Annotated in this window: 21 protein-coding genes; 8 read left to right on the top strand and 13 right to left on the bottom strand. The window is 54.6% G+C overall.

The genetic code is table 11. The features are described 5' to 3' along the window. Positions 1–5 precede the first annotated feature (5 nt). A complete protein-coding gene (locus V5P19_RS00710; RefSeq protein WP_334399178.1) occupies positions 6–1001 on the top strand; it encodes a bile acid:sodium symporter family protein in 996 nt (331 codons plus the stop codon). On the opposite strand, the gene V5P19_RS00705 is transcribed toward V5P19_RS00710, so the two are convergent. The 3 genes from V5P19_RS00705 to zipA all read right to left on the bottom strand — a co-directional run bounded on the left by V5P19_RS00705 (position 998) and on the right by zipA (position 4277). Next, complete coding sequence (locus tag V5P19_RS00705; RefSeq protein ID WP_003861328.1) at positions 998–1213, bottom strand: DUF3820 family protein; 216 nt, start codon at positions 1211–1213, stop codon at positions 998–1000. The genes V5P19_RS00710 and V5P19_RS00705 overlap by 4 nt on opposite strands. 1 nt (position 1214) lies before the next feature. Continuing rightward, positions 1215–3230 carry an NAD-dependent DNA ligase LigA gene (gene ligA / locus V5P19_RS00700; protein WP_334399176.1) on the bottom strand — a complete coding sequence of 672 codons (2016 nt, stop codon included), beginning with the start codon at positions 3228–3230 and terminating at the stop codon, positions 1215–1217. Positions 3231–3299: 69 nt separating this feature from the next. Next, positions 3300–4277, bottom strand: a complete 978-nt coding sequence (gene zipA / locus V5P19_RS00695) for a cell division protein ZipA (protein WP_334399174.1) — start codon at positions 4275–4277, stop codon at positions 3300–3302. 230 nt (positions 4278–4507) lie between these two features. Between zipA and cysZ the strand changes: the two genes are divergently transcribed. The 5 genes from cysZ (at position 4508) to crr (ending at position 9304) form a co-directional block, all read left to right on the top strand. Further along, positions 4508–5269, top strand: coding sequence for a sulfate transporter CysZ (cysZ, locus tag V5P19_RS00690; RefSeq protein ID WP_334399172.1), 762 nt, complete (start codon positions 4508–4510; stop codon positions 5267–5269). 163 nt (positions 5270–5432) lie between these two features. Next, entirely contained in the window at positions 5433–6404 is a 972-nt protein-coding gene (gene cysK, locus V5P19_RS00685) for a cysteine synthase A (protein WP_334399170.1), read from the top strand. Positions 6405–6727: 323 nt separating this feature from the next. Further along, positions 6728–6985, top strand: a complete 258-nt coding sequence (gene ptsH / locus V5P19_RS00680; RefSeq protein WP_000487600.1) for a phosphocarrier protein Hpr — start codon at positions 6728–6730, stop codon at positions 6983–6985. 44 nt (positions 6986–7029) lie between these two features. Next, the gene (gene ptsI / locus V5P19_RS00675; protein ID WP_334399168.1) at positions 7030–8757 is read left to right on the top strand and encodes a phosphoenolpyruvate-protein phosphotransferase PtsI; all 1728 of its coding nucleotides are present in this window, start codon (positions 7030–7032) and stop codon (positions 8755–8757) included. A 43-nt stretch (positions 8758–8800) separates the two neighbouring features. Next, entirely contained in the window at positions 8801–9304 is a 504-nt protein-coding gene (gene crr, locus V5P19_RS00670) for a PTS glucose transporter subunit IIA (protein WP_022648946.1), read from the top strand. 44 nt (positions 9305–9348) lie between these two features. Here crr and pdxK read toward each other — a convergent pair whose 3' ends face one another. From pdxK to V5P19_RS00620, 10 genes are all read right to left on the bottom strand, one after another. Next, positions 9349–10185, bottom strand: coding sequence for a pyridoxine/pyridoxal/pyridoxamine kinase (gene pdxK, locus V5P19_RS00665; protein WP_334399166.1), 837 nt, complete (start codon positions 10183–10185; stop codon positions 9349–9351). A 5-nt stretch (positions 10186–10190) separates the two neighbouring features. Continuing rightward, entirely contained in the window at positions 10191–11102 is a 912-nt protein-coding gene (cysM, locus tag V5P19_RS00660; protein WP_334399164.1) for a cysteine synthase CysM, read from the bottom strand. A 66-nt stretch (positions 11103–11168) separates the two neighbouring features. Beyond that, positions 11169–12263, bottom strand: a complete 1095-nt coding sequence (gene cysA / locus V5P19_RS00655) for a sulfate/thiosulfate ABC transporter ATP-binding protein CysA (RefSeq protein WP_334399163.1) — start codon at positions 12261–12263, stop codon at positions 11169–11171. Next, positions 12253–13128, bottom strand: coding sequence for a sulfate/thiosulfate ABC transporter permease CysW (cysW, locus tag V5P19_RS00650; RefSeq protein WP_334399161.1), 876 nt, complete (start codon positions 13126–13128; stop codon positions 12253–12255). The genes cysA and cysW overlap by 11 nt, the downstream gene beginning before the upstream one ends. Beyond that, entirely contained in the window at positions 13128–13961 is an 834-nt protein-coding gene (cysT, locus tag V5P19_RS00645) for a sulfate/thiosulfate ABC transporter permease CysT (protein ID WP_334399159.1), read from the bottom strand. The genes cysW and cysT overlap by 1 nt, the downstream gene beginning before the upstream one ends. Then, on the bottom strand, positions 13961–14974 hold the full coding sequence (locus V5P19_RS00640; RefSeq protein ID WP_334399157.1) for a sulfate ABC transporter substrate-binding protein: 1014 nt from the start codon (positions 14972–14974) through the stop codon (positions 13961–13963). The genes cysT and V5P19_RS00640 overlap by 1 nt, the downstream gene beginning before the upstream one ends. A gap of 160 nt (positions 14975–15134) precedes the next feature. Beyond that, entirely contained in the window at positions 15135–16034 is a 900-nt protein-coding gene (locus V5P19_RS00635) for a Dyp-type peroxidase (RefSeq protein ID WP_334399154.1), read from the bottom strand. Between the two features lie 92 nt (positions 16035–16126). Next, the gene (locus V5P19_RS00630; protein ID WP_334399152.1) at positions 16127–16702 is read right to left on the bottom strand and encodes an RpoE-regulated lipoprotein; all 576 of its coding nucleotides are present in this window, start codon (positions 16700–16702) and stop codon (positions 16127–16129) included. 63 nt (positions 16703–16765) lie between these two features. Further along, on the bottom strand, positions 16766–17215 hold the full coding sequence (locus V5P19_RS00625) for a DUF2919 domain-containing protein (RefSeq protein WP_334399150.1): 450 nt from the start codon (positions 17213–17215) through the stop codon (positions 16766–16768). Next, positions 17202–17627, bottom strand: coding sequence for a GNAT family acetyltransferase (locus tag V5P19_RS00620; protein WP_334399148.1), 426 nt, complete (start codon positions 17625–17627; stop codon positions 17202–17204). The genes V5P19_RS00625 and V5P19_RS00620 overlap by 14 nt, the downstream gene beginning before the upstream one ends. Positions 17628–17839: 212 nt before the next feature. On the opposite strand from V5P19_RS00620, the gene amiA reads away from it, so the two are divergent. Both amiA and hemF read left to right on the top strand, forming a co-directional pair. Continuing rightward, positions 17840–18715, top strand: a complete 876-nt coding sequence (gene amiA / locus V5P19_RS00615) for an N-acetylmuramoyl-L-alanine amidase AmiA (RefSeq protein ID WP_334399146.1) — start codon at positions 17840–17842, stop codon at positions 18713–18715. Further along, a complete protein-coding gene (gene hemF / locus V5P19_RS00610) occupies positions 18715–19614 on the top strand; it encodes an oxygen-dependent coproporphyrinogen oxidase (RefSeq protein ID WP_334399144.1) in 900 nt (299 codons plus the stop codon). The genes amiA and hemF overlap by 1 nt, the downstream gene beginning before the upstream one ends. Positions 19615–19626 lie beyond the last annotated feature (12 nt).

The following is a 19626-nucleotide window of genomic DNA, read 5'->3' as shown; positions in this document are numbered from 1 at the left end:
TCATTATGAAACTCTTTCGCATCCTCGATCCGTTTACGCTTACCCTTGTAGTGACCGTTTTACTGGCCTCCTTTTTCCCGGCTCGTGGCGGTTTTGTCCCATTCTTTGAAGGATTGACCACGGCGGCGATTGCGCTGCTGTTCTTTATGCACGGCGCTAAGCTCTCTCGTGAAGCCATTATCGCCGGGGGCGGACACTGGCGGCTCCATCTTTGGGTGATGTGTAGCACCTTCATTCTTTTCCCCGTTCTCGGCGTGCTGTTTGCCTGGTGGGCACCGGTGAATGTCGATCCAGCTCTGTATACAGGATTTCTCTATCTGTGCATTCTGCCTGCAACCGTTCAGTCGGCCATTGCGTTTACGTCGCTGGCTGGCGGTAACGTTGCGGCGGCCGTCTGTTCAGCATCGGCCTCCAGCCTGTTAGGGATTTTTGTCTCGCCGCTGCTGGTGGGCCTGCTGATGAATATGCACGGCGCTGAAGGTAACCTTGAGCAGGTAGGTAAAATCTGTCTGCAGCTGCTGCTGCCCTTTGTGCTTGGGCACCTCTCTCGTCCGTGGACGGGCGCTTTCGTGGCGAAGCACAAGAAGTGGATCTCGAAAACCGATCAGACGTCGATTCTTTTAGTCGTTTACTCCGCGTTCAGTGAAGCGGTGGTGAACGGTATCTGGCATAAGGTTGGTGCAGGTTCGCTGCTGTTTATCGTGGTGGTCAGCATCGTTCTGCTGGCGATTGTGATTGCCGTAAACGTCTTTGTGGCGCGCAAGTGCGGCTTCAATAAAGCGGATGAAATCACTATTGTCTTCTGCGGCTCCAAGAAGAGCCTGGCGAACGGCATCCCGATGGCCAACATTTTATTCCCAACGTCTATCATTGGGATGATGGTGCTGCCGCTGATGATTTTCCATCAGATCCAGCTGATGGTCTGTGCGGTGCTGGCGCGTCGTTACAAACGCCAGACGGAAAAACTGGCGCAGGAAGAAACCCGCGCCGCGAAGGCTTAAGGACGTTTCAGGGGCTGAACCAGCTGAGTCAGCCCCTCAGTTTTAATCAGTAGCGTGATAGCCATCAGCTCGCCCAGTCGCCCGGCTGGGAATTCATCCTTTCGGGCAAACCACAGCAAATACTCCTCTGGTAAATCGATCAGCCTGCGTCCCTTATATTTACCGAAGGGCATTTCCGTATTGGCAATCTCAACGAGCTGTTCTTTCTCCACGTTACCCTCCTAACAGGCGCAGCATTTCCGCTTCGTCGATAACGTCAATGCCCAGCTCCTGCGCTTTCGCAAGCTTCGAACCTGCCGCTTCCCCGGCGATCACCAGGTCCGTTTTCTTCGACACGCTGCCCGCCACTTTTGCACCCAGCGCCACGAGGCGCGCTTTGGCATCATCACGTGAAAGCTGGCTCAGGCTTCCGGTCAGCACGACAGTTTTACCGGCAAACGGGCTGTCGATCTCTTCGGCATTTACCACCACCGGTGCTGGCCATTTGATGCCCTCCTCCAGCAGCTTACCGATGACTTCACGGTTACTCTCTTCTGCAAAGAAATTAAAGACGTGCGTAGCCACCACAATGCCGACATCCGGGACTTTCTGCAGCTCTTCAATGCTGGCTTTCTCCAGCGCTTCCAGCGTGCCGAAGTACGCCGCCAGCCCTGCAGCCGTGGCTTCGCCCACTTCACGGATGCCCAGCGCATAAAGGAAACGGGCGAATGTCGTTTGTTTGGCGGCTTCCAGCGCATTAACCACGTTCTGCGCCGATTTCGGCCCCATACGGTCAAGTCCGGTCAGCTTACCCGCCGTCAGCTTAAACAGGTCCGCAGGGGTGTGAACGTACTCTTTCTCGACCAGCTGATCGATGATTTTATCGCCCATACCGTCGACGTCCATCGCGCGGCGGGAAACGAAGTGCTTAAGCGCCTCTTTGCGCTGCGCCCCGCAGATTAGCCCGCCGGTACAGCGAGTCACCGCTTCACCTTCAACGCGTTCAACGTCCGACCCGCATACCGGGCAATGTGACGGAAATTCAATGGCCCGCGTATCGTCCGGACGTTCTGATACCACAACGTTTACCACTTGCGGGATCACGTCTCCCGCACGGCGAATCACCACTTTGTCGCCAATGCGCAGCCCAAGACGCTCAATTTCATCGGCATTGTGCAGCGTGGCGTTACTGACCAGCACGCCGGCAACCTGCACCGGCTCCAGACGCGCGACCGGCGTAATTGCCCCGGTGCGGCCAACCTGGAACTCCACGTCACGCACAAACGTCATCTGTTCCTGCGCCGGGAATTTAAAGGCCACCGCCCAGCGCGGCGCTCGGGCCACAAAGCCAAGCTGTTGCTGAAGTTCAAGAGAGTTAACTTTAATCACCACACCGTCGATATCGAAACCCAGCGTCGGGCGATCGTCTTCAACCTTGTGGTAAAACGCCAGCACCGCTTCAGGCGAATCGCAAAGCTGCACGCGGTTGCTGACCGGTAATCCCCACGCTTTAAACTGCAGCAAACGCCCCAGGTGCGTATCCGGCAGTTCGCCGCCTTCCAGAATCCCGACGCCGTAGCAGAAGAAAGTAAGCGGTCGCTTCGCGGTGATGCGCGGGTCCAGCTGGCGTAAAGAACCTGCCGCTGCATTACGTGGGTTAGCAAACACTTTCCCCCCCGTGCGACGCGCTTCTTCGTTGATTTTTTCAAACCCCGCCTGAGGGAGGAAAACTTCCCCTCGCACTTCCAGACGAGCAGGAATATTGTCACCACGCAGCTTGAGCGGGATAGCACGGATAGTACGCACGTTGGTGGTGATATCCTCCCCCGTCGTGCCATCACCACGGGTCGCAGCACGCACCAGCACGCCGTTTTCATACAGAATGCTCACCGCCAGACCGTCAAGCTTCAGCTCGCAGCACCAGCTCAGAGAATCACTGCTCTTCAGGCGATCCTGCACGCGCTTGTTGAACGCAAGAAAACTGTCTTCATCAAAGACGTTATCCAGAGAGAGCATCGGGACTTCATGACGCACCTGGCTGAATGCGCCAAGCGGTTCAGCACCGACGCGCTGGGTCGGTGAATCTGGGGTAATGAGCTCCGGGTGCTGTGTCTCTAATTCGCGCAGCTCGCGCATCAGGCGATCGTACTCCGCGTCCGGGACTTCCGGCGCGTCCAAAACATGATAGAGATATTCATGATGGCGAAGCGTGGTTCGCAGTTCAGTGAGTTGTTGTTCGATTGAGTCCATATCACACCATCAATGAGAAAAAACCCCCGACAGGCGGGGGTTCAGGAGGAGTTGAAGTAAACGCGACGATTACGCGTTAGCTTCCTTAACTTCGCGGATGCGGTCCTGATACTCGCGCAGTTTCTGTGGCGTCATCATCCGGCGCTGATCGTCAAGCACCACACCGCCCACTTCGTCGGCAATGTGCTGAGCGGACTGGAGCATCAGCTTAAAGTTCTGCAGTTCGTCACCATAGGACGGCACTTGCATAAAGATGGTTACGCCGGGCGTCACGAAATCACCGGTCATTTCCGGATCGAACGTGCCTGGGTTGACCATATTAGCCAGGCTAAACAGTGCCGGGCCACTACCGTCAGGGCTAAGGTGACGATGGAAAATATTCATATCGCCAAACTTGAAGCCTGCCTGTTGAATGCTGTTAAGCAGAATCTCACCGTTCAGATGGGTACCATGATGGGCACCTACATTCATGATAATCACCGCCTCTTTGCGCTGCGGTTTTTCAACGACCGGTGCAGGCTCTACAACGGGCTCTGGCTCAACAACTGGCGCAGGCGCTGGCTCAGGCTGTACACGAACAGGCTGTTGCGGTTGCTGCACAGGCTGTTGTACTGGCTGCTGTTGAACCGGCTGAGGCGCTGCAGGCTGCTGATGGACAGGCTGTTGCGGCGGCTGATGGACAGGCTGTTGCGGCGGCTGACGCACGGGTTCTTGCACAGGCTGCGGGGCAGTCTGGCGCGGCTGTGCGGACGCATACGGCGGTTGATACTGATGCTGCGGAGCGCGGGGCGCTTCTTGTTCCCCATGTGCTACGCCGGGCGCAGTATTGACTCGATGAACACGAACTTCACCCACGCCGTCGTCGTCGCTACCTACGATGTCATCTTCACTGTCATCGTCATCACGACTGGACTTCATGCGCTTCAGTGGGCGATCGCGAAACATAGAAGAACGCTCTTTACGGCTGGTCCAGAAACCATGTACCAGTAAAGCGATTATGGCGATCGCGCCAACAATGATTAATATCAGACGCAAATCCTGCATCATTATATTCTCTGTTGTTCTAACACCTTGCCACCACGGCAAACATTTACTCACTAAGAGTATTTGCCGTTGACGTCAAGTGCAAGTGTGCGCGGAGCATTCACAGCATAAAGATGAACGAAATCGTGCTTTTTGCTGTTTTTTCGAACATTTCCGAACTGGTCATTGGCCCGTAACTGGATAAGATAGGCGGGCAATTCCACTGGTTGTGTAAAAAGGAGTACAGCCTGGTTATGGTTTCAACATCAACTTCCCCCCCGCGCAGCGGCGTCTGGTATTTTTCTCAGGGCTGGAAGCTCGTCTCCCTGCCGGGTATTCGCCGATTCGTCATCTTGCCCCTGTTGATCAATATTATTCTGATGGGCGGGGCCTTCTGGTGGCTGTTCACCAAGCTGGAAAGCTGGGTGCCGGCCATCATGGGTCATGTTCCTGACTGGCTGCAGTGGCTGAGCTATCTACTGTGGCCAATTGTGGTGATCTCCGTGCTGCTGGTATTTGGCTATTTCTTCTCAACCATCGCCAACTGGATAGCGGCACCGTTTAACGGCCTGCTGGCCGAACAGCTAGAAGCGCGCCTTACCGGTGCCACCCCGCCCGATATCGGCGTGTTGGGGATCATGAAAGACCTCCCCCGCATCATGAAGCGCGAGTGGCAGAAGTTTGCCTGGTATCTTCCGCGCGCTATTGTGCTGCTTATTCTTTATTTTGTACCGGGCATCGGTCAGACAGTGGCTCCGGTACTGTGGTTCCTGTTTAGCGCCTGGATGCTGGCTATTCAGTACTGCGACTACCCGTTCGATAACCATAAGGTGCCGTTCAAAGCGATGCGCACGGCGCTTCGCACGCAGAAAGTTGCCAATATGCAGTTTGGCGCGCTGACCAGCCTATTCACCATGATTCCGCTCCTGAATTTGTTCATCATGCCGGTTGCGGTGTGCGGTGCGACGGCGATGTGGGTGGATTGCTATCGTGCTAAGCACGCGTTATGGAAATAATGCAAAACTGTGTAAATGAGGGAGGGCTTATGCTCTCCCTTATTCCATACTGATCCCCATTATTTCCTTGCAGCATATAGATATGCGAATTCCTTACTTCCCCAGACTTATTCAACAGGTATGCTGGGTCGGTATCCCAATTTCATACAGTTAAGGACAGGCCATGAGTAAGATTTATGAAGACAACTCGCTGACTATCGGTCATACGCCCCTGGTTCGACTGAACCGTATCGGTAATGGACGCATTCTGGCGAAGGTCGAATCACGTAACCCAAGCTTCAGCGTAAAATGCCGTATCGGTGCAAACATGATTTGGGATGCTGAAAAACGTGGCGTGCTAAAGCCTGGCGTTGAACTGGTTGAACCCACCAGCGGCAACACCGGTATTGCGCTGGCCTACGTGGCTGCGGCGCGCGGCTATAGGCTGACGCTGACCATGCCTGAAACCATGAGCATTGAGCGTCGTAAGCTGCTGAAAGCGTTGGGCGCTAACCTGGTGCTGACCGAAGGCGCTAAAGGCATGAAAGGTGCCATCCAGAAAGCGGAAGAGATCGTGGCGAGCGATCCGGCTAAATATCTGCTTCTGCAGCAGTTCAGTAACCCGGCTAACCCGGAAATCCACGAAAAAACCACCGGTCCGGAAATCTGGGAAGATACCGACGGCCAGGTTGACGTGTTTATCTCCGGTGTGGGTACCGGCGGTACGCTGACCGGCGTGTCACGCTATATCAAAGGCACAAAAGGCAAAAAAGATCTGATTACCGTTGCCGTCGAGCCAACTGACTCTCCGGTTATCGCTCAGGCACTGGCAGGCGAAGAACTTAAACCCGGTCCCCACAAAATTCAGGGTATCGGGGCGGGCTTCATTCCGGGTAACCTGGATCTGAAGCTCATCGACAAAGTTGTGGCGATCACGAACGAAGAAGCGATCTCCACCGCACGCCGCTTGATGGACGAAGAAGGCATCCTGGCGGGTATTTCTTCCGGTGCGGCAGTTGCGGCAGCGCTCAAACTTCAGGAAGACGAAACCTTTACCAACAAGAACATTGTGGTTATCCTGCCTTCCTCGGGTGAGCGTTACTTAAGCACAGCACTGTTTGCCGATCTCTTCACCGAGAAAGAACTGCAACAGTGATGCCAGCATGTTAAAAACGCGTAAAAAAGCACCTTTTTGGGTGCTTTTTTGTGGCCTGCTTCAAAGTTTTGCCCCTCCTGGCATTGATTCACCCCGTTGGGTCTGGTATTTAAACCAGCAATTATTTTGATGCGCGAAATTAATCAGTGAACGAAATAGGCTTGCTGAATCGATTTTATGATTTGGTTCAAGTCTTGTTTTCGCTGCATAATGTTTAATGACGATTGAAACGTCAGCGCTAACAATACCAATACAGGCTAAAGTTAAGTCGCCAGGCTAGACTTTAGTTCCACAACACTAAACCTATAAGTTGGGGAAATACAATGTTCCAGCAAGAAGTTACCATTACCGCTCCGAACGGTCTGCATACCCGCCCTGCTGCTCAGTTTGTTAAAGAAGCGAAAGGCTTCACTTCTGAAATCACTGTGACTTCCAACGGCAAAAGCGCTAGCGCAAAAAGCCTGTTTAAACTGCAGACTCTGGGCCTGACTCAGGGCACCGTAGTCACCATCTCTGCAGAAGGTGAAGACGAGCAGAAAGCAGTTGAGCATCTGGTTAAACTGATGGCTGAGCTCGAGTAAGTTTCCGGGTTCTTTTCAATATCAGTCACAAGTAAGGTAGGGTTATGATTTCAGGCATTTTAGCATCCCCGGGTATCGCTTTCGGCAAAGCACTGTTGTTGAAAGAAGACGAAATCGTCATTGACCGGAAAAAAATTTCTGCCGACAAGGTTGATCAGGAAGTTGAACGTTTTCTGAGCGGTCGTGCCAAGGCATCTGCACAACTGGAAACGATCAAAACTAAAGCTGGCGAAACTTTCGGTGAAGAAAAAGAAGCCATCTTCGAAGGGCACATCATGCTGCTCGAAGATGAGGAGCTGGAGCAGGAAATCATAGCCCTGATTAAAGATAAAGGCATGACGGCCGACGCGGCTGCGCATGAAGTTATCGAAGGTCAGGCGACTGCCCTGGAAGAACTGGATGATGAATACCTGAAAGAGCGCGCGGCAGACGTGCGTGACATCGGTAAGCGCCTGCTGCGCAACATCCTGGGTCTGGCCATCATCGACCTCAGCTCCATTCAGGATGAAGTGATCCTGGTTGCCGCTGACCTGACCCCGTCTGAAACTGCACAGCTGAACCTGAACAAGGTGCTGGGTTTCATCACTGATGCAGGTGGCCGTACCTCCCACACCTCAATCATGGCGCGCTCTCTCGAACTGCCTGCCATCGTGGGTACCGGTAGCGTGACCTCTCAGGTGAAAAACGACGACTATCTGATTCTGGATGCCGTAAACAACGTGGTTTACGTCAACCCAACTAACGAAGAGATCGAACAACTGCGCGCCGTTCAGGAGCAGGTTGCAACCGAGAAAGCGGAACTTGCTAAACTGAAAGACCTGCCAGCGATCACGCTGGACGGCCATCAGGTAGAAGTGTGCGCAAACATCGGTACCGTACGTGACGTTGATGGCGCTGAGCGCAACGGTGCGGAAGGTGTTGGTCTGTATCGTACCGAATTCCTGTTCATGGACCGTGACGCGCTGCCAACTGAAGAAGAGCAGTTTGCTGCGTACAAAGCCGTCGCTGAAGCCTGTGGCTCTCAGGCGGTTATCGTGCGTACCATGGACATTGGCGGCGACAAAGAGCTGCCGTACATGAACTTCCCAAAAGAAGAAAACCCGTTCCTGGGCTGGCGTGCTGTGCGTATCGCTATGGATCGCAAAGAGATCCTGCGTGACCAGGTGCGCGCGATTCTGCGTGCCTCCGCTTTTGGCAAGCTGCGCATTATGTTCCCAATGATCATCTCTGTTGAAGAAGTGCGTGCACTGAAAAAAGAGATCGAAATCTACAAACAGGAACTGCGTGACGAAGGCAAAGCCTTTGACGAAACTATCGAAGTCGGCGTAATGGTAGAAACGCCTGCTGCGGCAACGATTGCTCGTCATTTAGCCAAAGAAGTGGATTTCTTTAGTATTGGTACCAATGATTTAACGCAGTACACCCTGGCAGTTGACCGTGGTAATGATATGATTTCGCATCTCTACCAGCCAATGTCCCCATCAGTACTGACGCTGATCAAGCAAGTAATTGATGCTTCTCATGCAGAAGGTAAATGGACTGGCATGTGTGGTGAGCTTGCAGGCGATGAACGTGCTACACTTCTGTTGCTGGGTATGGGTCTGGACGAATTCTCTATGAGTGCCATTTCCATCCCGCGCATCAAGAAGATTATCCGTAACACGAACTTCAAAGATGCGAAGGTATTAGCAGAGCAGGCTCTTGCTCAACCGACAACGGACGAGTTAATGACGCTGGTTAACAAGTTCATTGAAGAAAAAACAATCTGCTAATCCACGAGATGCGGCCCAAATTACTGCTTAGGAGATAAGTCTAATGGGTTTATTTAGTAAACTGTTCGGTGACAAAAGCAATAGCGACTCCGGAACTATTGAGATTGTTGCTCCGCTCTCCGGCGAGATCGTCAACATCGAAGACGTGCCGGATGTAGTGTTTGCTGAGAAAATCGTTGGCGATGGCATTGCCATCAAACCAACTGGCAACAAAATGGTTGCTCCAGTTGACGGCACCATCGGCAAAATTTTTGAAACCAATCATGCGTTCTCTATCGAATCTGATAGCGGTATCGAACTTTTCGTTCACTTCGGTATCGACACCGTTGAACTGAAAGGCGAAGGCTTCAAACGTATCGCGGAAGAAGGCCAGCGTGTCAAAGTTGGCGACCCAGTGATTGAATTCGATCTGCCACTGCTGGAAGAGAAGGCCAAGTCTACCCTGACGCCGGTTGTTATCTCCAACATGGATGAAATCAAAGAACTGATCAAACTGTCTGGCAGCGTCACCGTGGGTGAAACCCCGGTTATCCGCATCAAGAAGTAATTCTTGCCGCACAGAAAAATGGCGCCTTCGGGCGCCATTTTTGTTTATGCCGGCAGGATAAGCTCGTCGTAGCCTTTTTCATGAGTGTAGACCATCACCTCGGTGACGCGATCGCCCGCGCGACGAATCGCATCGGCAATGGCTTTCCCTTCGACAATACCGCTCACCAGCTCCGAACAGAACAGATCGCCCGTACCTTTGAGATCCGTCGCCACCCGCGGGTGCGCGCTCACGGTTACACCCGCATCGGTGACCAGCACCACGTGGATATTTTCCGGATCGTCAGCCACCGGTGCGCTGGTGATAGCAACCCATTTCAGCGTGTCGGACAGCAGACCCTGCGCCGCTTCGATGGCGCTTTCAGGCGAACGGCACGGCTGGCCGCTTAAGACTTCAAGCTCAAACACGTTTGGCGTGATGCCCTGCGCCAGCGGCAGAAGATGATGACGATAAGCTTCAGGAATGCCTGGATTGACGTACATCCCGCTGTCAATATCCCCCATCACCGGGTCGACTAATACCAGCAGGTCAGGATGCTGCACCTTGATGGACTTAAGCCACTGCGACAACAGTTCAATCTGGCTGGCGCTGCCCATGTAACCGGTGGTAAACGCTTTTAGCGCGCGTAAAATATCACGCTCTCCCAGCGCCTTCAGATAGCCACTGAACCATTCATCGGGGATCACGCCGCCGTAGAAAGTGTCGTAGTGCGGCGTATTACTGAACAGAACGGTCGGGACAGCCGTAACGTTGAGGTGATGGGTGCGAATGTTCGGCACCGCAATGCTGTTACCCACGCTGCCATACACCACCTGCGACTGTACCGCGACAATGTCGGTTTGCTGCGCCCGGGTTTTATCCCGGAATAAAATCATCTCCATGACGCTTAAATCCCCGCCCCCTGCGAATAACTTTCTTCACCAAACACGCCGGTAGACAGGTAACGGTCGCCACGATCGCAGATAATCGCCACCACCACCGCGCCCGGATTTACCTGCGCGACCCGGATCGCTCCGGCTACCGCGCCACCCGAACTGACACCGCAGAAGATACCTTCACGTATGGCCAGCTCACGCATCGTATTCTCCGCCTCGCGCTGGTTAATATCCAGCACCTGGTCCACAAGCTGCGCATTAAAGATGCCGGGCATATATTCTTCGGGCCAGCGGCGAATACCGGGAATGCTGCTACCCTCTTCCGGCTGAAGGCCGACAATCGTTACCGCGCTTTCCTGCTCGCGCAGAAAACGTGACACGCCGGTAATGGTACCTGTGGTTCCCATGCTGGAGACAAAATGGCTGATGCGCCCGCCAGTTTGCTGCCAGATTTCCGGGCCCGTGGTGGTGTAATGCGCGTAAGGGTTGTCGGGGTTGTTGAACTGGTCGAGCAGTTTACCTTCACCGCGCTGAGACATGGAAAGCGCGAGATCGCGCGCCCCTTCCATCCCCTGTTCTTTCGTCACCAGAATGAGCTCGGCCCCGTACGCCCGCATGGCAGCGCGACGCTCCTGGCTCATGTTATCCGGCATCAGCAGCTTCATCCGGTAACCTTTCATGGCAGCAATCATCGCCAGCGCAATCCCCGTATTGCCGCTGGTGGCCTCAATCAGCACGTCGCCGGGTTTAATCTCACCGCGGTTTTCAGCCTGGACAATCATCGACAGTGCCGCTCTGTCCTTCACCGAACCCGCCGGGTTATTGCCTTCGAGTTTGACCCAAATTTCGCTGCCGTTGTCCGGCCCCATGCGCTGAAGCTTGACCAGCGGGGTATTGCCGATGGTGTGTTCGAGTGTAATCACGTTTTTTACTCAATAAAAAGCCCGGTAAGCATTACGCCACCGGGCGAAAACATACTCAATAACCTATCAGGCTGACTCCGCCAGAGCAACATCCTCACGCGTCTCGATACGTTCGTTACCGTGATAAATACGCGCGTGTTGCAGCCCAACGAACAGGCGCTCGCCGCGGTACGGCGGTACGTCATCGCGCATGACCACGGTCAGCGGCTCGGTGTACCAGCCCAGCGGTTGTACCACCAATTGGGTGTAGTGCCCTTTCGGGCTAGCTTCCAGCACCTGCACCGGCAGCGGTGAATCGAGGCTGGTGCGGCGGCTAACGTCCACTTCCCACGGCCGCAGGAACAGATCGACCGCCCCCTGGTGCGAAGAGGTATAGCCCAGCGGCCAGCGGTGTGCGCCCACGTGGAATTGCCCGCCGCGAATAGTGCCCTGCAGACGGTTCACCTCACCCATAAACTCCAGTACAAAACGGGTTCGCGGTTCACGCCAGAGCTGTTCCGGCTCGTCAACCTGCTCAATATTCCCCTGGCTCATCACCACCACGCGGTCCGCGACCTCCATCGCCTCTTCCTGATCGTGGGTCACGAAGACGCTAGTGAATTTCAGCTCCTCATGCAGCTGACGCAGCCAGCGACGCAGCTCTTTACGCACCTGTGCATCCAGCGCGCCGAAGGGTTCATCCAGCAGCAGAATTTGCGGCTCAACGGCTAACGCACGCGCCAGCGCCACGCGCTGCTTCTGCCCGCCGGACAGCTGCGCCGGGAAACGGTCCGCCAGGTGAGCCAGCTGCACCATCTCCAGCAGTTTGGTCACTTTTGCCTTAATGGTTGCCGCATTCGGGCGCTCGCGACGCGGGAGTACGGTCAGGCCAAACGCGATGTTGTCGAACACGGTCATGTGGCGGAACAGGGCGTAATGCTGGAACACAAAGCCGACCTTACGGTCACGGGCATGCAGGCGACTTACGTCGGTACCGTGAAAACGTATATGCCCGCTGGTCTGGTGCTCAAGCCCGGCGATAATACGCAGCAGCGTGGTTTTGCCCGAACCAGACGGCCCCAGCAGCGCTACCATTTGTCCGGAAGGGATATCCAGCGAGATATCATTCAGCACCTGGGTGCGACCAAAAGACTTCTTAATATTGGCAATCTCAATGCTCATGATTTCCCTCCTGATGCTGACGTTTTTCCTGATTCTCTAAACGCCACTGCACCACACTCTTTAAAAACAGGGTCAAAATCGCCATCAGCGTCAGCAACGCTGCGGCAGTAAACGAGCCGATGGTGTTGTAGTCCTGCTGCAGTAACTCAATCTGTAACGGCAGCGACAGGGTTTCACCGCGAATCGATCCAGAGACCACGGACACCGCGCCGAACTCACCAATGGCGCGCGCGTTGGTCAGCACCACGCCGTAAAGGAGCGCCCAGCGAATGTTCGGCAGCGTCACGCGGCGGAACATCTTCCAGCCGGACGCGCCCAGCAGCACCGCCGCTTCATCTTCATGACTACCCTGGCTTAACATCACCGGCACCAGCTCGCGCACCACAAACGGACAAGTCACAAAGATAGTTACGAGCACCATGCCCGGCCAGGCGAACATGATCTGCAGGTTATGTTCATCCAGCCAGCCGCCCAGCGGGCCGTTAGAGCCGTAAAAGAGCAAATAGACCAGACCTGCGACCACCGGTGAGACCGCAAACGGGATATCCAGCAGCGTCAGCAGCAGCTGACGGCCCGGAAAGTTAAAGCGCGTGACCAGCCAGGCCAGCAAAATACCGAAGACCAGGTTAACCGGAACGGTGATCAACGCAATCATCACCGTCAGCCAAATAGCGTGCAGCATGTCCGGGTCGGCCAGGTTTTGCAGTGCAGGCATAATCCCTTTGCTGAAAGCCTGAACAAAAATGTAAACCATTGGCACGACGAGAATGAACGCAGAAACCAGCACGCCCGTCCCAATCAAAAACCATTTCCCCCAGTTAGTACGGGGTGCGTCATAGCGCTTCAACTGCGTAACTTCCGCCATCAGTGACCTACCACACGTCGACCAAAGCGACTTTGCAGAGTGTTAATTGAGAACAGCAACAGCAGCGACGCGGCGAGGATCACCGACGCGATAGCACTCGCTGCCGGATAATCAAACTCCTGCAAACGAACAAAAATCATCAGCGACGTCACTTCCGTTTTCCACGCAATGTTACCGGCGATAAAGATGACCGCACCAAATTCGCCGAGGCTACGGGTAAACGACAACGCCACGCCCGCCAACAGCGCGGGAGACAGCTCCGGCAGCACCACCTTGCAAAAGCTTTGCAGACGCGTTGCTCCCAGCGTTTCGGCGGCCTCTTCGTATTCAGGGCCCAGCTCTTCCAATACAGGCTGCACGGTACGCACCACAAACGGGATGCTGGTAAAGGCCATCGCCACGGCGATACCCAGCCAGGTATAGGTCACTTTGATATCAAACTTCGCCAGCCACTCGCCATAAAACCCGTTCACGGAGAAAAGCGACGCCAGCGTTAAGCCTGCAACCGCCGTCGGCAGCGCAAACGGTAAATCCATTAACGCATCAAGCAGCGTGCGTCCGGGAAAACGGTAGCGGGTTAAGATCCACGCCATCAGCAGGCCAAACACGCCGTTGAATATCGAAGCCACAAACGCCGACAGCAGCGTCACTTTATAGGCCGCCACCACCTGCGGATTGGTAATGACTTCCCAGTATTGCGACCAGCTCATCGCAGAAAGCTGCACGACCAGCGCACTGAGCGGTAACAGCAAAATCAGACAGACGAACAGCAGGCTGGTCCCGAGGCTTAAGGTAAAGCCCGGCAGCACGCGTCTGGAGGAAACTGCAAACATTACTTACGCCCCGCCGCCAGCAATTTGTCTAACTCACCGCCACTGACAAAATGCGTTTTCATTACATCAGGCCAGGAGCCGAAATGGTCTTCCACGCGGAACAGCTTGGTCTGCGGGAATTTGTTTTTAAGCTTGTTCATCACGTCAGGATTATTCACGCGGTAGTAGTAATCGGTAATGATGGTCTGCGCCTGCGGACTGTACAGGTAGTTGAGGTAGGCTTTCGCCGCCTTCTCCGTGCCGTTGGCCTGAACATTTTTATCCACCCATGCCACCGGGAACTCGGCCAGAATGTTGGTTTTCGGGATAACCACTTCGAAGCCCTGGGCCTCGTACTGCTTACGGATATTGTTCACTTCGGATTCAAAGCTGATCAGCACGTCACCCAGACCGCGTTCGGCAAACGTTGTTGTCGCCCCGCGCCCGCCGGTATCAAACACTTCGACATTTTTAAGGAACTGGGTCATGAACTGCTCGGTTTTGGCTTTATCGTTACCGTCAGCTTTATCCGCTGCCCCCCAGGCGGCTAAATAGGTATAACGCGCGTTGCCGGAGGTTTTAGGATTTGGGAAGATCAGTTTGACGTCGGAACGGACCAGGTCGCTCCAGTCATGAATATTCTTTGGGTTTCCCTTACGCACCAGGAAGCCCATGGTGGAATAAAACGGCGAGCTATTGTTCGGCAAACGGCTCTGCCAGTCCGCCGGGATCAGTTTGCCTTTGTCGTGCAGGATCTGCACGTCGGTCACCTGGTTGTAGGTCACTACGTCCGCTTTCAGCCCCTGCAGGATTGCCAATGCTTGCTTGGAGGAACCCGCATGGGATTGTTTAATGGTCAGCTTGTCGCCGTTGTTGTCTTTTGCCCACTGCTGCTCAAACTGTGGGTTAAGGGCGGCAAACAGCTCGCGAGAAACATCATACGAACTGTTCAGCAGCTCAGTTGCCTGCGCATTTGCCACCAGCAGTAAACCAGCCAGTGCCAGCGATCCTTTTTTCAGTACAGTAATGGCCATTGCGCACCCTTATAAATGTGATGACTATCTTATGGTCATAATATTTATAACGCGTGCGAAAGGAGTAACGGTTTTATATACCGTTTGGTGATTTACAAGCAGAAAAGAGAATAAGGCTTTACCCCTCTCCCCGGTGGGAAGAGGGGTAGGATGAGAGCTGTTACAGCGCCAGTAGACGCTCGACGGACGGCGCGAAGTAGTAGCCGCCGGTTACCGGTTTAGTAAAGCGCAGCATGGCGTCGCGCTTGCCGTCGGTGTCACCGAACATGCTCAGCAGCTGTTGTTCGATGTTGTACAGACGCGCGCAGTAGGCGCAGAAGTAAAGACCGTGCGTGCCGCTCGCCGTGCCGTATGGCAGGCTCTGGCGGACAATCTTCAGCCCTTTACCGTCCTCTTTAAGGTCAACGCGGGTCAGGTGAGAGGTGACCGGGCGATCGTCGCCGTCAATCTCTTCGTTGGCCTCTTTGGTGCGGCCAATCATCATCTCCTGATCGTGCACGCTCATGCGGTTAAGCTGCTTGAGGTTGTGCTCCCAACGCTGCACGAACACGTAGCTACCGCCCGCGTCCACGCCGTCTTTGATGACAGCCACGTCACGACGCACGTCTTCGCCAGCCGGGTTTTCAGTACCGTCAACAAAGCCGCTGAGATCGCGCTCTTCTACCCAGCGGAAACCGTGGACTTCTTCCTGCACGTCGATGCTGTCGCCAAAGGCTTCCACGGCCGCCTGCGCAACAGAGAAGTTCACATCGTGGCGCAGAGAGAGAATATGAATGAGCAGGTCATACTGGGTGGCTGGCGCAAGACCTTTGCCATAGGGTATGAAGTCTTTCAGCTCTTCAGCCCCTTCACCGCCGCTCAGCTGACGCCAGACGTTATTGCCGAAAGCAACGACCGCACCAAGGTGGGCGTCCGGGAATGTGGACTGGAATGTAGCCAGTTTATCAACGAACACTTTGCTGGCCGCACGCAGGGCATCCACATCCCCTTTAACATTGGCTTCAATCCAAATCGCCGCGCGGCAATGTTCTGGCAAAATACCACTCTGAACCTGAGACATCGCTCCTCCTGAAATAAAGATACCACGACAGCGTGGCATTGATGGCGACCATTATACCTGGATTTCAGCGAGGCGGTTTGCTCAGGCGCAAATTACTGCTTCCAGATAATCTTGCTCACTTTCCAGGCTTTCAGAGTGTCATCAGACGGCATTAACCCATCAGGGCCGCTCCAGGCTCCGGTAAAGAGATAGCTGATGTGCTGGCTGCCCTCCGCCTTACATTCCACCGTCACGCTCTCATCAGAAGGGACGCTGGTACAGTTGCCGAAAGCCTGTTTGTAGAGGTCGCTAAACGGCGTGCCGACCTTTACACCGCTTGCCGTCGGGATGCTGTCATCCAGCACCGCAACGCGATTTACCGTGCCCTTATCGCCGTTAATAACCAGCGCCAGCTTGTCGCCCTTCAGCGCTTCGAAGTAACGCACGATGTTACCGTTTTCCGTTTTCATACCGCTGCGTAGGCGATAGTCACTGCTCAGCGCATCCTGAATGGCGTCCTGATCCAGCGCCGTCGCGGCGGTTATTTTCCCCACGCCCTGCTCTGTCATCTCCGTTGACGAGCCGAACCAGTTCCAGGGATAGGCCGCAGACCAGTTGATGGAAGAGAGCGTAGAGCATCCCGTTAATACCAGCGGAAGAGCGCATAAAAGTAAACGCAGCGATTTCATTGAAACGTCCTTACGTGTTAAATCAACGCTTGTTGGAGTACGACATCGGCAAAAAGTGCCACATTAATCTGACTGATGCGTAAAACAGGCGCGCAAACGCGGGTTCGTCAGCAGCCACAACAGCGCCACAATATCGGCCACCAGCAGCGCAATACCGATACCGGAGAGCGGCTCACCGTATAGCCAAAGCATCGGTTGCCAGCAAAGTAGCGCAATCTGGGCGACGATAAGCAGCCAGCGAAGCGCGCGCCACAAGCGGGGCATGACATGCCGCCGTCCACTGCATAGAAAAGCCAGCACCGCCGGCACGCCGGGCAACAAACCGAGCCAGAATGCATCGTGATCGGGATAGAAAAGGTTCAGTAGCGTATCGCCCTGCCCGCGTGACGCCCCCGCCATCACAAACAGTACCCAGGTTCGCGCCTGTAACAGCAACACGCACCAGAACAAAAAAGGCAGACGAAGACGGCCATGACCGTCGTAATCGCCAGGGTGAAACTCAGTACTCTTCATCTTCGATCAGGCGCTTCCCGAGGGTCAGTACGTCAGCGTGCTCATAACCCAGACGTTCATACATACCCAGCACCACGTCGTTATCTTCCCGCACCATAATTTGGATTTTCGGGCAACCGCGGGCGATAAGCTTCTTTTCCAGGCGATTGAGCAGCGCATTGGCAATGCCCCGCGCGCGGTATTCCGGGTGGACGCCCAAATAATACGCCGAGCCGCGATGCCCGTCATACCCGCCCATCACCGTTCCGACGACCTCGCCATTCACTTCCGCGACTAAGAATAGACTGACGTCGTGATTCATCTTACGCTCGATATCCATTTCCGGATCGTTCCACGGACGCAGCAAATCGCAGCGTTCCCAAAGGGTGATCACCTCTTCGAAATCTTCCTGGCGAAAAACGCGTATCTCCATGGTATTAACCGCCTTTTCGGGTTTAAAAACAGTGATTATGGCGCGAACGGTGCGTTTAGCCAATAACCGGGGAAAATCTCGCCAAAATTTGGCATAATGTCACTTTGTCACGTATTGAAATGAAAAGTAAAACAATTCTCAATATGGACTGTCGTAACGGGAAACACGATACGATATAACACCAGGACCCCAATTTTTAGTATTCAGGCCGCATGAGCACATTCAAACCATTAAAAGCACTCACATCGCGTCGTCAGGTTCTCAAAGCGGGGCTGGCGGCCTTAACGTTAACGGGCATCGCAAAGCAGGCTCAAGCAAAAGAAGAGAGCACGCTTAAAACCACTAACGGACACAGTAAACCAAAGGCAAAAAAACCGGGCGCAAAGCGCGTGGTGATGCTCGATCCGGGCCATGGCGGTATTGATACTGGCGCCATCGGCAAAAACGGGTCGAAAGAAAAACACGTTGTGTTGGCGATTGCAAAAAATGTGCGATCGATTTTACGCAGCAACGGCATTGACGCCCGCCTGACGCGAACTGGCGATACCTTCATTCCGCTGTATGACCGCGTGGAGATCGCCCACCAGCACGGTGCAGATCTGTTTATGTCGATTCATGCAGACGGCTTTACCAATCCGTCCGCGGCAGGCGCATCGGTGTTTGCGCTTTCTAACCGTGGCGCCAGTAGCGCGATGGCAAAATATCTCTCCGACCGCGAAAACCGGGCGGATGAAGTCGCCGGAAAAAAAGCCACCGACAAAGATCATCTGCTACAGCAGGTGCTGTTCGACCTCGTGCAGACGGATACCATCAAAAACAGCCTGACGCTCGGCTCGCACATTCTGAAAAAGATTAAGCCCGTACACCGTCTGCACAGTAAAGGGACGGAACAGGCGGCGTTTGTGGTGCTGAAATCACCGTCAATCCCATCCGTACTGGTGGAAACCTCCTTCATTACCAACCCGGAAGAAGAGCGACTTCTCGGCACCACGGCGTTTCGTCAGAAGATCGCCAACGCCATTGCCTCTGGCATTATCAGTTACTTCAACTGGTTCGATAACCAAAAAGCGCACTCCAGGAAACGTTGATGAAACCCAATACTCAACTGGTTAAAACGTTCCTGCTGCAGTTGCAGGATGAAATCTGCCAGAAACTCGCCGCCGTAGACGGCGGCGAATTCCAGGAAGATAGCTGGCAGCGAGAAGCTGGCGGCGGCGGCCGCAGTCGCGTGCTGCGCAACGGTGGAGTCTTCGAACAGGCTGGGGTCAACTTTTCCCACGTTCACGGAGATGCGATGCCCGCCTCCGCGACCGCGCATCGCCCTGAGCTGGCGGGGCGCAGCTTCGAGGCGATGGGCGTCTCTCTGGTGGTGCATCCACATAACCCGTTTGTCCCGACCAGCCACGCCAACGTGCGTTTTTTCATCGCGGAAAAACCGGGTGCCGATCCGGTCTGGTGGTTTGGTGGCGGTTTCGACTTAACGCCCTCCTACGGCTTCGAAGAGGATGCCGTGCACTGGCACACCACCGCGCGGGACCTTTGTCTGCCGTTTGGCGAAGACGTCTACCCGAAATTTAAAAAGTGGTGCGACGACTACTTTTACCTGAAGCACCGCGACGAGCAGCGCGGCATCGGCGGGCTGTTCTTTGACGATCTCAACACCCCTGATTTTGATACCGCGTTCAGCTTTATGCGCGCGGTGGGCGAAGGTTATACCGACGCCTATCTGCCTATCGTGGAGCGGCGTAAAGACACCGACTACGGCGTGCGTGAACGGGAATTCCAGCTATACCGTCGCGGACGCTACGTCGAGTTCAACCTGGTGTGGGATCGTGGCACGCTGTTTGGCCTGCAGACCGGCGGGCGTACGGAATCCATTCTGATGTCGATGCCGCCACTGGTACGTTGGGAGTATAGCTTTGAGCCAAAAGAAGGCAGCCCGGAGGCTGCCTTGAAAGAGTTTATTAAGGTGAGGGATTGGGTGTAAAAATCACTTCCC

Origin of the sequence: Enterobacter sp. UNJFSC 003 (genome assembly GCF_036903355.1) — a bacterium.
GTDB lineage: Bacteria > Pseudomonadota > Gammaproteobacteria > Enterobacterales > Enterobacteriaceae > Enterobacter.
This window is presented reverse-complemented; position numbering and strand designations above follow the sequence as displayed.

Coding starts and splice junctions, on each gene's coding strand:
- V5P19_RS00710 (WP_334399178.1), top strand. CDS start 6: ATGAAACTCTTTCGCATCCTCGATCCGTTTACGCTTACCCTTGTAGTG.
- ligA (WP_334399176.1), bottom strand. CDS start 3,230: ATGGACTCAATCGAACAACAACTCACTGAACTGCGAACCACGCTTCGC.
- zipA (WP_334399174.1), bottom strand. CDS start 4,277: ATGATGCAGGATTTGCGTCTGATATTAATCATTGTTGGCGCGATCGCC.
- cysZ (WP_334399172.1), top strand. CDS start 4,508: ATGGTTTCAACATCAACTTCCCCCCCGCGCAGCGGCGTCTGGTATTTT.
- cysK (WP_334399170.1), top strand. CDS start 5,433: ATGAGTAAGATTTATGAAGACAACTCGCTGACTATCGGTCATACGCCC.
- ptsH (WP_000487600.1), top strand. CDS start 6,728: ATGTTCCAGCAAGAAGTTACCATTACCGCTCCGAACGGTCTGCATACC.
- ptsI (WP_334399168.1), top strand. CDS start 7,030: ATGATTTCAGGCATTTTAGCATCCCCGGGTATCGCTTTCGGCAAAGCA.
- crr (WP_022648946.1), top strand. CDS start 8,801: ATGGGTTTATTTAGTAAACTGTTCGGTGACAAAAGCAATAGCGACTCC.
- pdxK (WP_334399166.1), bottom strand. CDS start 10,185: ATGGAGATGATTTTATTCCGGGATAAAACCCGGGCGCAGCAAACCGAC.
- cysA (WP_334399163.1), bottom strand. CDS start 12,263: ATGAGCATTGAGATTGCCAATATTAAGAAGTCTTTTGGTCGCACCCAG.
- cysW (WP_334399161.1), bottom strand. CDS start 13,128: ATGGCGGAAGTTACGCAGTTGAAGCGCTATGACGCACCCCGTACTAAC.
- cysT (WP_334399159.1), bottom strand. CDS start 13,961: ATGTTTGCAGTTTCCTCCAGACGCGTGCTGCCGGGCTTTACCTTAAGC.
- V5P19_RS00640 (WP_334399157.1), bottom strand. CDS start 14,974: ATGGCCATTACTGTACTGAAAAAAGGATCGCTGGCACTGGCTGGTTTA.
- V5P19_RS00635 (WP_334399154.1), bottom strand. CDS start 16,034: ATGTCTCAGGTTCAGAGTGGTATTTTGCCAGAACATTGCCGCGCGGCG.
- V5P19_RS00630 (WP_334399152.1), bottom strand. CDS start 16,702: ATGAAATCGCTGCGTTTACTTTTATGCGCTCTTCCGCTGGTATTAACG.
- V5P19_RS00625 (WP_334399150.1), bottom strand. CDS start 17,215: ATGAAGAGTACTGAGTTTCACCCTGGCGATTACGACGGTCATGGCCGT.
- V5P19_RS00620 (WP_334399148.1), bottom strand. CDS start 17,627: ATGGAGATACGCGTTTTTCGCCAGGAAGATTTCGAAGAGGTGATCACC.
- amiA (WP_334399146.1), top strand. CDS start 17,840: ATGAGCACATTCAAACCATTAAAAGCACTCACATCGCGTCGTCAGGTT.
- hemF (WP_334399144.1), top strand. CDS start 18,715: ATGAAACCCAATACTCAACTGGTTAAAACGTTCCTGCTGCAGTTGCAG.